We start from the raw sequence: 13966 nt of genomic DNA on the forward strand, positions 1-13966 counted from the left end.
CCCTCTCTTTTCCAGGTCATATCGGTTGCCTGTTCTATTCGTTCAGCGCTGCCTTCAAGGCTTCAAGGTTTTGACGCATCAGACCGAGATAATCCAATCCACCTGCGATATCCTCTTCGGTCAATCCTTCAATCGGGTTAAGAACAGCGGATTTAGCGCCCAGCTCCGCAGCAATCGTATCCGCTACCTTGGACGATACCAGGGTTTCAAAGAAGATCGTCTTTACGTTGTGCTCTTTCGCAAATTCAATGATTTCTGCCATTTGGGCTGCGGAAGGCTCCTGTTCCGGGGACAAGCCGGCAATCGGAACCTGAGTCAGGCCATATTGCTTGGCCAGATAGCCAAAGGCCGCATGCTGGGTTATGAAGTCTTTGCGAAGGGAATCCTTCAAGCCTTCTTGAAATTCCTTGTCCAGTGCTTCCAGCTGAGCAACATAAGCATCTGCGTTGGCTTTAAATGCCTCCTTGTGCTCTGGCGCCGCTTCCGACAGTCCCTTCTCGATATTGCGAACCTGCTGGATCGCCATCGCTGGAGACAACCAGACATGCGGATCTAACCCTCCATGGTCATGGTCGTGGTCATGGCTATGCGCTTCTTCTCCCTCATGGTCATGAGCCTCCTCTTCGTGAGCATGATCCGCTTCATCATGAGCGTGATCTTCCCCCTCATGATCATGATCTGCTTCCTCGTGACTATGGGCTTCTTCGCCCTCGTGGGCATGGTCGGCTTCATCATGGTCATGACCTTCCTCTTCGTGAGCGTGGTCATCCCCTTCGTGATCATGACTATGAGGCGTGCCCTCCATGATCTCCAGTCCTTTGCTCGCCTCGATGACAAGTACATGCTGTCCGGCAGCGCTATCCAGCACTTGCTCCGCCCAGCTCTCCATTCCGGCGCCGTTGTAGACGAATACATCAGCATCTGTAATAGCAGCCATATCCTGCGGCGACGGCTCCCAATCATGGGGCTCTACGCCGGCGGGCACGAGATTCTCCACCTCAGCCAGATCACCGGCTACTTGCCGGGTGAATTCATACATCGGGTAGAAGCTCGTCTTGACCTTCAGCTTCTCTCCTGCTGCATTATTCACAGGTGTCGAATCGGGAGCGGCATTCTGATTCGAACCCGCATTGTTGGCATTCGAGCCGCAGCCCGCCACAACCAGCATGATCGATAAAAATAAAACCGTTACACTATGCTTCCAAAATTTCATGGATATTTGACTCCTTCGACTGAATTGTTTTTTGCGGTCTCCGGCGGCCAATCAGCCGCAGCAACCGTTGGATTAAAATCGTAACCAGCAAGAATGATAGCAAAATCAAGGCGATCGTCCCCCCGGGCGGCGTATCCGCATAATACGAAACGCTCAAGCCGGAGAACACGCCAAGCATTCCGGTTCCAATGGCAATGAAAATGGCCGAGGTGAAGCCGGCAGCAAGCCGCAGGGCCAGCGAAGCAGGGAGGACAATCAGCGCCGAGACCAGCAGCACGCCGACAACAGGCATTGCTGCCGCTACGGTCATTCCCGTTAATACCGCAAAGGAAAAGGACAAGGCTTTTACCCGAACACCGGAAATTTCGGCCGTCTCCTCATCGAAGATCATACTGTATAACGGGCGCCGTAAAATGATAAAATAGCCAATCCCCAGCAGAGCAACGAGCGCAATCAAAGCTAATTGCGTATTGCTGACCGCAACGATGGAGCCGAACAGATAGGAGCTGAAGCTTTTACTCAAATTCTGCTTGAGGCTCATCAGCACCACAGCCAGCGCCAGCCCCGAGGTCATAATGATCGCCACCGGCATCTCGCTGTATGTACGGTAAGAACGCCGCAGCTGTTCGATGATAAGCCCTCCCGCTACGGCAACGGCAAAGCCGCTAAGCGCAGGATTGAGATGAAGCACTGAGCCAAGAGCAACGCCAGCCAGCGACACATGGGACAACGTATCCGCCATCAGCGCCTGCCGTCGCAGCATCAGGTACACGCCAAGCAGCGGAGCGATAACTGCAATCAGGCCTCCGGCCCAGAAGGCCCGTTGCATGAATTCGTAACTGAGCATTGCCATCCCCCCTCCTTCCGTTCCAGATGAATCAACGCATCCAGATAAGGGGCAGCTTCCTCCAGGCCATGCGTCACCATGATCACGGTTCGTCCATGCCGGCTTACATCCTCCCGAAGCATCCCGTACAGCTTCATTCTGCTGGCAGCATCCATCCCCGTGGTCGGCTCATCCAACACCAGGACATCCGGCTCCTGGACAAGCGCTCGCGCAATACAGACACGCTGCTTTTGCCCGCCGGACAGATCCCCGATTTTCCGGTCCCGGTAAGCCCACATATCCGTCCGTTGCAGCACTTGCTCCACCTTCTGCCGATGCTCCGCCTTAAACCTCCGGAACAGCCCGAGCTTGGAATAATAGCCCGAGCTGACCAGTTCGCTAACCTTGCTCGGAAATCCGGCATTAAATGAAGCTGCCTGCTGCGGCACATAGGCTACATTCAACCGGGTGCCATCCTTCTGGATTCGGCGGAAATTCACCGTGCCGCTCCAGGGCTTGAGCAGTCCGAGCATCAGCTTCAGGAGCGTCGATTTGGCCGCGCCGTTCTCTCCCGTGATGCCAATCAGTTGCCCGGCATGGATATCTAATGATAAATTCTCGATGACAGCCTCCTGTCCATACCCAAAGACCACATCACGCATAGAGGATAAAATCATTTAAATCTCTTCCTTTAATCGTAATTATTACTATACAACAACCTATGTTAGCGTAATAATTACGATTTGTAAACCGTTTTATTGAAAAGCTTCCTCCGGCCAAGGCAGGGGATTGTTGAACCTGCTCCAGTCCTGCTTCATTTCTTCTTCCGTCAGCAGACAGCGTCCCAACCGTTGCTCGATATCCGGCCGGTTCATCTCTACGCCGATAAAAACCAGCTCCGTCATTCGGTCTCCCCACTTCTCGTCCCAGCGCGCCCTCACCTCCGGCTCGCTCTCCAGCACTTGGCGCTGCTCCTCCTCGGGCATCGCTGCAAGCCAATACCCCGCAGGACCGAACTGGATTGAAGGTCCGGCTTGGCTTAACGTGGCCGCCATATCGCCGCGGGCGGCGATCCATACGAGCCCTTTGGCACGAACGACTTCCTCCGGCCAATTGCTGAAGAAGTAGCTGAGACGCTGCGGGTGAAATGGGACCTTGCTGCGATACACGAACGAGCCGATGCCGTATTCTTCGGTTTCCGGCGTATGCTCCTCTTTGTTTAGCTCTGCAATCCAGCCTGAAGACAGGCTTGTCTTCTCAAAATCAAACAGGCCCGTATTCAAAATCTCCCTTGGATCCACGACGCCGTTCACCGTCCGGATCAGCTTGGCCGCAGGCTGAAGCTTTCTTAGCACCGCCTCGAGTTTTAACACTTCCTCTTCTTCCACCAGATCGCATTTATTCAGCAGCAAGACATCGCAGGTCTCAATCTGATCGATGAGCAGGTCTACAATATCCCTGTAATCGTTCTCCCCGGCCGCTTGATCCCGGTCCAGCAGGCTCTCGCCCGATGCAAAATCATGCCAGAACCGGTTGGCGTCCACCACGGTAACCATCGTATCCAGCCGGGTCAGCGAGGTTAAGTCGATGTCCAGCTCAGGATTGGCATAAGTGAACGTCTGCGCCACCGGAACCGGCTCGCTGATTCCCGAAGATTCGATCAGAATGTAATCAAATCTCCCTTCGGCAGCCAGCTTCTGAACCTCGCGCAGCAGATCGTCCCGCAATGTGCAGCAGATACAGCCGTTGGACATCTCTACCAGCTTCTCTTCGGTTCTGGACAAGGTATTGCCGGACTTCACCAGATTGGCGTCCACATTAACTTCGCTCATGTCATTGACGATGACTGCTACTCTTAAGCCATCCCGGTTGTGCAGGATATGATTAAGCAGCGTCGTCTTTCCGGAGCCCAGATATCCGCTCAGTACCGTAACAGGAATTTTCTTTGTTGATTCCATCAATATTAGCTCCTTCTTTATCGGGTCTCACGATGCAGCGTGTATTTTCTGAGACGAGGACAGTATTTCATCAATTCCATCCGCTCCGGATGAGTCTTCTTGTTCTTGGTGGTCGTATAGTTCCGGTCTCCTGTCTCCGTGCAAGCTAATGTAATTACTACTCTCATGTTACACATCTCCTTTTAATTCGTAATTTTTACGATTTAATTTAATTATTTTACACATAGACCCTTAACCTGTCAATCAATTCAATTATTTATTTGTAATAAGTACGATTAATCGAAATATATATTACTAAATCTCTTCCTTCTTATCAACAGGACAAGTTAAAATGCGTGTTCAAAAAGTCATCTTTTCACCACCGGGTTTTATGCTTACGATGTGCATTTTTTTTCAAAACGCTTTAGGTTAGTTGAAGCCAAGGACTGAGTAGCACAGCGTAGGTGGCCTACGTGAGCAACGGAAGGCCCGGCTGAATTCAAACTTCGATGTCGATTAAGCTTCATGATTTACTTCGTGATCAAAAGATAACTTTTTGAACTACCTCTATAAGTTATTTGTTGCCTGCCCCGGCATAGAATAAATACTACAACTCTATTACAGGAGGCCATTAATGAGAGCTTCGACGTTCTACAAAACGCTGCCCCTCTTCCTAATTATCGTCTTTCTAATCCCGGTCGTCGCGGTCTGGCCGCAACACGGTGCTGCTCTCTTCGCCCACCCGCAATGGCAGCAGCTGAAAACCATCTTTATCGGCATCTTCCTGGAGGCCTTCCCGTTCATTCTGATGGGCGTCTTCCTGTCCTCCTTGCTCCAGCTTTTCGTTAAAGACGAGTGGATTGCCCGCTGGTGTCCGAGAAATCCCGTGATCGGCGTCGTCTTCGCCGCCTTGCTGGGCATTGTCCTCCCCATTTGCGAATGCGGGATGATTCCCGTCGTCCGCAGGCTTATGCTGAAGGGGCTGCCCGCTCATATTGCGGTAACCTTCATTCTCAGCGGCCCGATTCTCAATCCGGTCGTCTTCGCCGCCACGATGATGGCGTTCCGCTCGCATTCAGAGATCGCTTACGGTCGAATGGGACTTGCCTTTGCCGTCGCTGCGCTGATCGGCTTAATTATATACAGACTGTGCCGCCGCAATCCGCTCAAGCGTTCCTTGCAGGAATTCGGGACACAGGGCGCAGGGACGGGAAACCACCAGCATCCCAAAACCTGGAACAGCTTCTTCACCCACGCCGGGGATGAGTTATTCGAAATGAGCAAATACGTCGTGCTCGGCACGTTTCTGACAGCCGTCATTCAAACGACGATTCCGAGGGACGAGCTGCTTGCACTGGGCAATGGCCCGATATCCTCCTACGGGCTGATGATGGGATTTGCCTTCGTTCTATCGCTGTGCTCCACCTCCGATGCCTTCGTGGCTTCCGCCTTTTCCCATGTGCTGACCACCGGACCGCTCCTTTCCTTTCTGGTACTGGGGCCCATGCTTGATTTCAAAAGCCTGCTCATGCTCTTTGCCACGTTTAAGCCTAAATTTGTGATCGGTCTGAGCCTATTGATCATCGTGCTGGTGTTCACCGGTTCAGTCGCCGTAGATATGATTCTTTAAAAGCGTGATGAACACTTTACACGTTGCCTTCTGTGTATAATCATTAGTTCAACTTATATAGAAAAGGAGTGATCTCACGATGGACTCTTTTGGCTTGAAGCACCGCAGCCATTACTTTATTCGCGCCATTCTGTTGTGCTGCCTTGCGTTCTATATCATAGGCCTGAACAATTCCGATGCGCTGCATTACTACTTGGCACCCCATATGCAGAGGCTGCTGCTGCTCTGCCCGATCCCTCTTCTCTTCATCGCCTTTGGCATGCTGTGGCATGCAATTATGGGAGACTCCGCCCAAATCTGCGATTGCGAGCACCCGCTCCCGGGCGGTCTTCTGAAAAGCAGCGGCGTATACGGCATGTTCGCCATCCCCCTGCTGTTCGGCCTGCTGCTTCCTGATCAGGCACTCGGAAGCGATATGGCAGCCAAAAAAGGCATTGTCTATTCCTTTCCTGACCCAGAATTCGAGCATAAGCCGAAGCCGGCAGATACCTTCGTCCCTGCCTTAAGTACACTAGATGAAATGTTTATTCCCCGGGATATATATAGTGTTGAGTTTTCAGAATTAGCTAAAAGGCTGTATCCGCTCCCTGTTATTCAGGTTGATCCCCTGATTTTCTCGGAGACGATCGGTGCCATCGATATGTATAAAGAGCATTTTGCGGATAAAAAGATCGTTCTGCAAGGCTTTGTCTTTCGGGAGGAGGATATGCCTCCGGACAGCTTCGCATTGACCCGCTTTCTGGTCATGTGCTGCACGGCGGATGCGGTTCCGTTCGGCGTACTGGCACGCGGAGATGTAGTATCGGATCTGGAGGAGGATGCCTGGATAGAGCTGGAGGGAACCATTGGAGTGGGGAATGTGAACGGTGAAGAGCGGCTGCAAATTACGGTCGATCAGATCAGATCCGTCGAGCAGCCGGCCTCTCCGTACATTTTCACCCATCCGGATTCGGTAGCGGCGTTCGACGCACAGAGCTAAAAGATATCGCAAACGGAAGCTAATTGCCAGCATAAATAATATTGATTTAACAAAGGTCATTATTGAAAAGGACAAGCAAGCGGCAATCAAATATCATCAAACTCCAAATTTAGAAGATTTTTTGGTATTAAAATAAAACACAAACTGCAGGCGCATAAGCACGTCAGTGCTCGCCTTTGTGAGCGGATTTCTTCCTTTTCAAGGCTTAGTTCAATCGAAGAAATCCGCGAACAACATGCCAGCCTCAACCTTTCAGCGCTCCGACCATGACTCCCTTAACAAAATATTTTTGCAGGAATGGATAGACCAGCAGGATCGGGAGTGTAGCAACCATAATTGTTGCATATTTTATGGTCTCCCCGATAGCTGCCCTGTCCTGGGCTACGGTTCCGGACATCATCTCATCCGTGCTGTTGGAAATCAGAATCTCTCTAAGCACCAGCTGCAACGGCCATAATTCTCGATCTCTCAAGTAAATCATCGCCCCAAACCATGAATTCCAATGGCCTACCCCATAATAGAGCACCATCACGGCAATGGTTGGCAACGCCAGCGGCAAAATAATTCGGAACAGGATAACAAAATCATTAGCGCCATCGATATGAGCAGATTCTACCAGCCCGCTCGGAATCCCTTGGAATGCCGTTCTCATAATAATCAGATTCCAGGTTCCGATGGCTCCGGGAATGATCAAGGCCCATAATGAATCCATTAAGCCGAGATTCTTGACCAGCAGGAAATTGGGAATCAGCCCGCCCCCGAAAAACATGGTGAACACAATCATAATGGTAATCAGCTTCCTCCAGAAAAAATCCTTCCTGGAAAGAACAAAAGCGCCCATGGAGGTCATAATGATATTGTAGGTCGTTCCCACCACTACAATAAAGAGCGTATTCATATATCCGGAATAAATGATGGGATTCTCCAATACAGCTTTATAAGCCTCCAGGCTGAAGTTTAATGGCTTCAGAAGCAAGCCGCTATGGGCCGTAAGCTCATCGGCACTGCTCAAAGATGCAAACACAACATAAATAAACGGATAAGCGGTTATCACGGCCAATGCCGCCAATATAATGACATTCAACGAATCGAAAACATAATCCCCCACTGTCTTTCTGACAACCATACCTTCCACTCCCTACCAAAGACTGGTTTCGTTGACTTTCCGGCTAACATAGTTTGCTGTTACGATTAAAGTCAGATTTACGATGGAGTTAAAGAGTCCCACCGCCGCACTGAAACTGTAATTTGCCTCCACCAATCCGCGCCGATACACATAGGATGAAATGATATCCGCGGTTTCATAAGTGCTGGGATTATAGAGCAGGATGACTTTTTCATAACCTTCACTCATCATATGACCAATATTCATAATTAACAGGATCACGATTGTGGGTGCGATTCCCGGGAGCGTAATATGGACAAACTGCTTCCATCTTCCGGCTCCGTCGATGGTTACCGCCTCATAGAGCTCCGTATCAATAGCCGTAAGAGAAGCAAGATAGATAATCGAGCCCCAGCCTACACCCTGCCAAATGCCGGTGCCTACATAAATGGTCCTGAACCATCCCGCTTCAACAAGGAAGATTGTTCGGGAGCCTCCGAAATAAGCAACAATATCATTAATCAGACCGCTTTTTGCGAAGAAATCGATAATCATCCCGCAGATCACCACGGTAGAGACAAAATGCGGTAAGTAGGTAACCGTTTGAATTGTCTTTTTAAAATATTTACTTTTGACTTCATTAAGCAATAACGCCAGAATAATGGGAGCCGGAAAGGCAAAGAGGAGCTGATAGAAATTGATTAATAAGGTATTCCGGATGACCCTCCATGCGGAAATACTGTTAAAAAAGTCTTGAAAGTGTCTTAATCCTACCCAGGCGCTGTCCCAGATTCCTTTTATGGGGCTAAATTGCTTAAAAGCGATGATGACCCCATACATAGGAACGTAGTGAAACAGGATATACCAGGCTACTACGGGCAAAGCCATCAATATCAGCCATTTGTTTTTTTTATAATCCTTCTTTATGGCCTGAATGAGACTTGGCTTTTTGTATATCAAATGCTGCGGCTGCATCTTTAATTCCGGCACTATCTGAACCTCCCTGTATTAAGAAACGGGGGAAGTCCTCCCCCATTTCAATCATGCTATTTATCAAAGATGTCGCTGATATTAAACGATTGCGGATTTAAGGCCTGCGGGAATTTTTCAATGAACCGGTCATAGGCATTCTGCCTAACCTGGATGATATCCTCAATACCCAGCCTTTTGATTTGCTCCACGTATTTATCCCAAGTCGCATCCACGTCCTCTTTTCCCATGAGCCACTTCAGGAACATTTCATCCTTATACGTGTTAATTTCATTTTGCTTGGTAGTCGTCTGTGAAACCTCGTCCGGGGTCAAGGTGCCTCTGTAGTTCTTATTTGCTTCAGTAACCTGTTTGGCATATTTGGTCCAGGTCTTCAACGACTCTTGCTGCTGAGGCAGCGCCATATACTGCTCAAAATATCTCTTGTCTTGTACGAAAGGGCCGTCTTTGAAGGCACGGGTATAATACTGCCCCATAGTTGCAATGGGCTGTCCGTTGGGATTGTTAGTAACCAGGTCCGTATATTTCGGGTACCCGTCTTCCAGCGTATAGCTTACGCCCTCAATACCGAAGTTATAGAGCAGGGAGCCTTCCTTCGTATATCCATAATTCAGGAATGCCAGCGCCTCTGGAAGATTCTCGCATGCACTGGTAATATTCCAGGCTCCATTGTTAACAGTAGGTCCATCCTTCGCCATAAAAGGATTGAAATCTCCCTTATTAAGGACGGGATACGGCATAGCGACCAAGTCAAATTCAGGGTCCTTGTTCTTCATCAGCGGCAGGTATTTCCCCAGACCTGAGCCGGTATTCCCCACGGTTGCGCCCGCTTGATTGCCGGTGATTTTAGCATCAATGGTTTTGGTATTATTCGTAGCCAGCTCGGGGTCCAGGAGACCCTCCTTATACCATTTCACCATGGTTTTGGTGTACTCTTTAAACCTTGGATCAATAGCTCCGTATACCACTTTGCCATCCTCAATGAAGTAATCCTGGTTAATTCCCCAGGCTCCGGTAAAGTACATTCCTTTAATATTTCCAACCGTTCCGGTAAAGGGTGCCGTTGCCCCCTTCTGTTCTTTAAAGGCCTTCAATACCGTATACAATTCATCAATGGTTTCCGGTACGGGCAACTCCAGCTCTGTCAACCAATCCTTACGCAGAAAGCCTCCAAAGAAGGTGTAGATACTCTCATCGCCTTTGAGGAATGGAACACCGAACTGTCTTCCTTCTTCTGTCTCCACATCCATTAGCAGATCGGGATAGGCTTCATAAATTTTGGCCAGATCCGGAGCATACTTGGGGATTTCATTCTTTATGTCCACCAGGATTCCATCCTCGAAGGCCTTTTCCCTTCCCCCCGGATAATCCCCGAAGGTGCCTACAATAAAATCCGGTATGTCGCCGGAGGTAAGCATCAGGTTAAACTGCTCCTTCGCCGAGCCTTCTGTAGGATGAATGTACTCAATCCTGACATTCAGTCTTCTCTCCAGCTCTTTATTCAGCTCCGACTCGGCATAATTCTTCATGATAGGAAGAGCCGTGCTCATCAGAGGATCCCAGACGCGAAATGTAACCGTTTCTTTAAAAGGTAATGTTACCGAGGTATCCGCCGGCGTCGAAGTGGAATTCGCCGAATCAGCTGGTTCTCCCCCCTTCTCCTCTCCTCCGCATCCTGTCAACGCAGTTGAAAAAAGCGCCATCAAGAGGAAACCGGCAGCTATCTTGGTCAAAAGCTTTTTACTCTTCCGCACATTACTTTTCAACATTTCTTCTCCCCTTAACTTCATGTTTTTTGTTGCATGCAATTATAATCCGACTGCAAGCCTTCCCGTCTCCTCATCAATTACAATTGCTAGGGCAAGTGTAGTATCTCAATGAACCGCAGAGCAATCTCCATCCGACCGAATGCGTATTCAAAATCCCAAAAGTAAATATTGAATATGGGAAAATCATCATCAAAAACAGAAAAACGGCGCAACACCAGATGATGTCCGCTTCCCGTTAAAGAGGATTGTAGTATACTATTTAGGAACGCAGACTCTCCAAGATCGATAATCCCTGCTTGAGGAACTCACCAATTATAATAATGAGGGGGAGCCATGAACTTAAAGAGAGTTTTGAGCACTAGAAACAGCATCATCTTTACCCAAATCCTGTCCTATATATTGATCCTTTTAATTCCCATCATTTTTACCGGGATCGTTTATCTTGTCACTGTAGGGACTATTGAACAAGAAACAAATAGGGCAAATCTTGCTATGCTGAAGCAAGTCCAGTTGAATATGGACAACATTCTAAAGGATGCCGAGCGGTTAAGCTTCGATATTGCCTTCAATCCGGGCATTCAATTGCTGGCCACTTCGCAGGACAACAACTGGAATAGCAGACAGTATGAGGTTTCTCAGATCGTAAAAGAATTCAAAAGAATGAATATAACGAATGGCTACATAGATGATTTTTACGTGTACTTTAAAAACTTGGATGCTGTGATTTCTTCAACGGCAGCTTCAAGGAGCAATTATATGTACCCTGTTCTGGTCAAGAATGATATAAGGTATGAACAATGGATAGATACTCTGCAGCATGCATACAGCGGCAGATATATCTCAATGAGCGATCAGAAAAACTCCATGGAGGATTCAGAGGCGCTCGCCTACATGCGTTCAATCCCAATAACTAATTCGGAGAAGCCGCTTGCTACGGTCGTCGTCCAGCTTAATCAGGAACGATTTACGGAAATGATCCAAAATATTCAATTAGCCCAGTATGGGAGTATCTTTATCCTGGACAATGATAACAACATTCTCACGTCAACAGCTTCTTTTTCTTTATCGGATATCTTGCAGGCGGATGAGCTTGAACGCAACGACAACATCCTGGTGAAGGGGCAAGGAAAGAATTCGTTGATTATATCCTATTCGAAATCCGATGTATCCAAGCTAAAGTATGTTTCCATTGTCAGGCGAGATATTGTGATGGAAAAAAGTGAGTTTACGGAAAAATTAATGATTGCAAGCATTATTCTATGTTTAATTTTTGGAGGAGCCGTATCGGTTTTGCTTGCCTGGCGCAACTATAATCCGGTGCGTAATCTTGTCCGCATCGTCCAAAACGGGAAGATCAAGAGCTCTTACGACAGATCAAGTAATGAATATCAATTTATTTATGAAGCCATTCAGGATGCGCTTCAAGAAAAGGAAAAAATAAACCTGAAGCTTAAGCAGCAAAGCAGTGTAGTGAGAGCAGATTTTCTGCAAAAGCTTTTAAAGGGGACGTTTGGCCACATCTCCGTGCATCACAATGCGTTTTACGCGCTTGACATGCAGTTTATTTCCGATGACTTTATCGTGGTGCTCCTATCCATAGAAGATAAGGGTAAGCTAATTCCCTTAGGGATTGGAGATGATTTTGAAGCGAAGTCGAAGCTTCCCAGCTTCGTGATCACCAATGTTTTTGAGGAGCTCTTGGGACCAGGATACAAGAACTTTGTTACAGAGATTGATGAAAAAATAGTATTCCTAGTGAACCTGCAAGCTCCTGAAGCGGTGGATCATGTGCAGGAATTGACAAGCATTACAGAAGAGCTGCAGGGCTTCTTTGGAAGATATTACGATCTGAGCCTCACAGCTTCCATCAGTGATGCGCACACGGGGATCCGCGGCATGCAGGAAGCCTATCAGGAAGCCGCAGAAGCCCATGAATACAAGCTGATTGCCGGCAACGGAAAGATCATCAGCTTCCAAAGTCTGAAATATAATGTCAGAGATTACTTCTATCCTCTTGAAAAAGAGCAAAAATTAGTGAATTGCATCAAATCCGGAGAGTTTGAAAAAGGAAAGCAATTGCTTGATGACATTATTCGCTCGAACTTTAAGGACGGCACTCCTACTGCTGAAATGACGAGGTATTTTATGTTTGACCTTGCAAGTACTGTCGTAAAGACAGTAAAAGAAATAGCTGCTGACGAGCCGGTGGAGCAGTTGTTTGAATGTGAAACCGTAGCAGAACTCCAGACGGAAATTACGAACACACTATTGTCGGTATGTAAGCGCATACAATCAAAGATAGGCAATCGTTTCTATGAAATGAGCAGGAATATCATCCAGTTTGTTAACAACCACTACGGAGAGGTTACGTTAAATGTAGCGATGATTGCAGATCATCTTGGGATTACCCCAAGCTATATGTCAAAGCTCTTCAAAGAACAAACCGGAGAAACCCTGCCCGATTACATTAATAAGGTGAGGCTGGAGAAAGCAAAAGTGTTATTAAAAGACGAAAAGCTCAATATCTCCGACGCGGCTGTCAAAGTCGGGTATTTGAACAGCAATGCGCTGATACGCAGCTTTAAAAAGTATGAGGGAGTTACACCGGGAAAATATAAAGAATCCGGATGAGCCCAGTGATGCTGCGGAGTTGCGGCTTACCGCGTACAAGCCCGATAAGAGGTTGGCGATATTCCCGCGTGACTCTTGAATTGGCGGGAGAAATGCGCCAGCTGCATGCCCAGTTGCTCGGCAATATCCGCAATGCTTGTATCTGTAAAGGTCAACAGCCGCTTGGCCTCCTCCATCCGCTTTTGCTGCACGTAATGCATAGGGGTAACGCCCATAATTTTTTTGAAATAAGGAATAAAATAGTTCGGATGCAAATGGACGAGGTGGGCCAGCACCTCGATCTCGATCGGCTCGCAGAGATGCTCCTGAATATACGCCAGCACTTTTCCCAGCTTGTTTCTTTCCGTCACCTGCATGTAATCCTTCAAATAATCGTGATATCCTCCCTCCTCCAGACAGCAGGCAAGCAGGTTAAGCAGACAGGCCTGCATCCGCAGCCCGGCGAATGGGCCGCCGCTTTGAAATTGGCGGATCATCTCCTCAAACGTCAGACGGACCTGCTCCGGGTTACGTACACTGCAGATATAGAGCTTGCTCCCCGCATGAAACAGCGGCCAGCCTCCCACCTGGGCATCGAAATGGCAAAAATATCTTGAATACGGATTGTCCGGATTCGTAAAGGTCGTTTGACTGGAGCCCGCAGGCATGATCATTAACTGATTGGGCTCCGGGTAATAGGTCTCGCCATTAATAATGACAGAGCCTTCCCCTTGAGGAATGAAATACAGCCGATTAAAGCTCGGAGCCAGCTCCGTCCGGTTCCAGCCGGGATAGCCGGTTTTCAATTGGGCGTGCGTTACCGTTACGGTCAAGCTTTCTGGCATTCTCCCGGCCAGAAGCTCCATTTCATTCATCATCTTTCCCAATCCTCTCCGTGGATTTCTCT

At 48.3% G+C, this 13966-nt stretch carries 12 protein-coding genes; 3 read left to right on the forward strand and 9 right to left on the reverse strand.

What is annotated here, in order from left to right; genetic code table 11:
* Positions 1-34 precede the first annotated feature (34 nt).
* From KQJ23_RS05595 to rpmG, 5 genes are all read right to left on the reverse strand, one after another.
* Complete coding sequence (locus tag KQJ23_RS05595) at positions 35-1213, reverse strand: metal ABC transporter substrate-binding protein (RefSeq protein ID WP_216477708.1); 1179 nt, start codon at positions 1211-1213, stop codon at positions 35-37.
* Complete coding sequence (locus KQJ23_RS05600) at positions 1194-2066, reverse strand: metal ABC transporter permease (RefSeq protein WP_216477709.1); 873 nt, start codon at positions 2064-2066, stop codon at positions 1194-1196. The genes KQJ23_RS05595 and KQJ23_RS05600 overlap by 20 nt, the downstream gene beginning before the upstream one ends.
* Positions 2012-2716, reverse strand: a complete 705-nt coding sequence (locus tag KQJ23_RS05605; protein ID WP_216477710.1) for a metal ABC transporter ATP-binding protein — start codon at positions 2714-2716, stop codon at positions 2012-2014. The genes KQJ23_RS05600 and KQJ23_RS05605 overlap by 55 nt, the downstream gene beginning before the upstream one ends.
* 78 nt (positions 2717-2794) lie before the next feature.
* Positions 2795-3997, reverse strand: a complete 1203-nt coding sequence (locus tag KQJ23_RS05610; RefSeq protein ID WP_216477711.1) for a GTP-binding protein — start codon at positions 3995-3997, stop codon at positions 2795-2797.
* 17 nt (positions 3998-4014) lie between these two features.
* Positions 4015-4164, reverse strand: coding sequence for a 50S ribosomal protein L33 (rpmG, locus tag KQJ23_RS05615; RefSeq protein WP_216477712.1), 150 nt, complete (start codon positions 4162-4164; stop codon positions 4015-4017).
* 446 nt (positions 4165-4610) lie between these two features.
* On the opposite strand from rpmG, the gene KQJ23_RS05620 reads away from it, so the two are divergent.
* Positions 4611-5606, forward strand: a complete 996-nt coding sequence (locus KQJ23_RS05620; RefSeq protein WP_216477713.1) for a permease — start codon at positions 4611-4613, stop codon at positions 5604-5606.
* A 79-nt stretch (positions 5607-5685) separates the two neighbouring features.
* Positions 5686-6585 carry a TIGR03943 family putative permease subunit gene (locus KQJ23_RS05625; RefSeq protein ID WP_216477714.1) on the forward strand — a complete coding sequence of 300 codons (900 nt, stop codon included), beginning with the start codon at positions 5686-5688 and terminating at the stop codon, positions 6583-6585.
* A gap of 244 nt (positions 6586-6829) precedes the next feature.
* Here KQJ23_RS05625 and KQJ23_RS05630 read toward each other — a convergent pair whose 3' ends face one another.
* The 3 genes from KQJ23_RS05630 to KQJ23_RS05640 all read right to left on the reverse strand — a co-directional run bounded on the left by KQJ23_RS05630 (position 6830) and on the right by KQJ23_RS05640 (position 10449).
* A complete protein-coding gene (locus KQJ23_RS05630) occupies positions 6830-7711 on the reverse strand; it encodes a carbohydrate ABC transporter permease (RefSeq protein ID WP_216477715.1) in 882 nt (293 codons plus the stop codon).
* A 12-nt stretch (positions 7712-7723) separates the two neighbouring features.
* Entirely contained in the window at positions 7724-8665 is a 942-nt protein-coding gene (locus KQJ23_RS05635) for an ABC transporter permease (protein ID WP_216478082.1), read from the reverse strand.
* Positions 8666-8736: 71 nt separating this feature from the next.
* Positions 8737-10449, reverse strand: a complete 1713-nt coding sequence (locus KQJ23_RS05640; RefSeq protein ID WP_216477716.1) for a type 2 periplasmic-binding domain-containing protein — start codon at positions 10447-10449, stop codon at positions 8737-8739.
* A gap of 492 nt (positions 10450-10941) precedes the next feature.
* Between KQJ23_RS05640 and KQJ23_RS05645 the strand changes: the two genes are divergently transcribed.
* Positions 10942-13080, forward strand: coding sequence for a helix-turn-helix domain-containing protein (locus tag KQJ23_RS05645; RefSeq protein ID WP_216477717.1), 2139 nt, complete (start codon positions 10942-10944; stop codon positions 13078-13080).
* Between the two features lie 26 nt (positions 13081-13106).
* Here KQJ23_RS05645 and KQJ23_RS05650 read toward each other — a convergent pair whose 3' ends face one another.
* Positions 13107-13937, reverse strand: a complete 831-nt coding sequence (locus tag KQJ23_RS05650) for an AraC family transcriptional regulator (RefSeq protein ID WP_346779350.1) — start codon at positions 13935-13937, stop codon at positions 13107-13109.
* Between the last annotated feature and the right edge of the window lie 29 nt (positions 13938-13966).

The sequence above is a fragment of the Paenibacillus brevis genome, assembly GCF_018919145.1.
Taxonomy (GTDB): Bacteria; Bacillota; Bacilli; order Paenibacillales; family Paenibacillaceae; genus Fontibacillus; species Fontibacillus brevis.

What these genes read in the sequence shown, in the direction of transcription:
- KQJ23_RS05595 (WP_216477708.1), bottom strand. Translation starts at nt 1,213, where the DNA reads ATGAAATTTTGGAAGCATAGTGTAACGGTTTTATTTTTATCGATCATG.
- KQJ23_RS05600 (WP_216477709.1), bottom strand. Translation starts at nt 2,066, where the DNA reads ATGGCAATGCTCAGTTACGAATTCATGCAACGGGCCTTCTGGGCCGGA.
- KQJ23_RS05605 (WP_216477710.1), bottom strand. Translation starts at nt 2,716, where the DNA reads ATGATTTTATCCTCTATGCGTGATGTGGTCTTTGGGTATGGACAGGAG.
- KQJ23_RS05610 (WP_216477711.1), bottom strand. Translation starts at nt 3,997, where the DNA reads ATGGAATCAACAAAGAAAATTCCTGTTACGGTACTGAGCGGATATCTG.
- rpmG (WP_216477712.1), bottom strand. Translation starts at nt 4,164, where the DNA reads ATGAGAGTAGTAATTACATTAGCTTGCACGGAGACAGGAGACCGGAAC.
- KQJ23_RS05620 (WP_216477713.1), top strand. Translation starts at nt 4,611, where the DNA reads ATGAGAGCTTCGACGTTCTACAAAACGCTGCCCCTCTTCCTAATTATC.
- KQJ23_RS05625 (WP_216477714.1), top strand. Translation starts at nt 5,686, where the DNA reads ATGGACTCTTTTGGCTTGAAGCACCGCAGCCATTACTTTATTCGCGCC.
- KQJ23_RS05630 (WP_216477715.1), bottom strand. Translation starts at nt 7,711, where the DNA reads ATGGTTGTCAGAAAGACAGTGGGGGATTATGTTTTCGATTCGTTGAAT.
- KQJ23_RS05635 (WP_216478082.1), bottom strand. Translation starts at nt 8,665, where the DNA reads ATGCAGCCGCAGCATTTGATATACAAAAAGCCAAGTCTCATTCAGGCC.
- KQJ23_RS05640 (WP_216477716.1), bottom strand. Translation starts at nt 10,449, where the DNA reads ATGTTGAAAAGTAATGTGCGGAAGAGTAAAAAGCTTTTGACCAAGATA.
- KQJ23_RS05645 (WP_216477717.1), top strand. Translation starts at nt 10,942, where the DNA reads ATGCTGAAGCAAGTCCAGTTGAATATGGACAACATTCTAAAGGATGCC.
- KQJ23_RS05650 (WP_346779350.1), bottom strand. Translation starts at nt 13,937, where the DNA reads ATGATGAATGAAATGGAGCTTCTGGCCGGGAGAATGCCAGAAAGCTTG.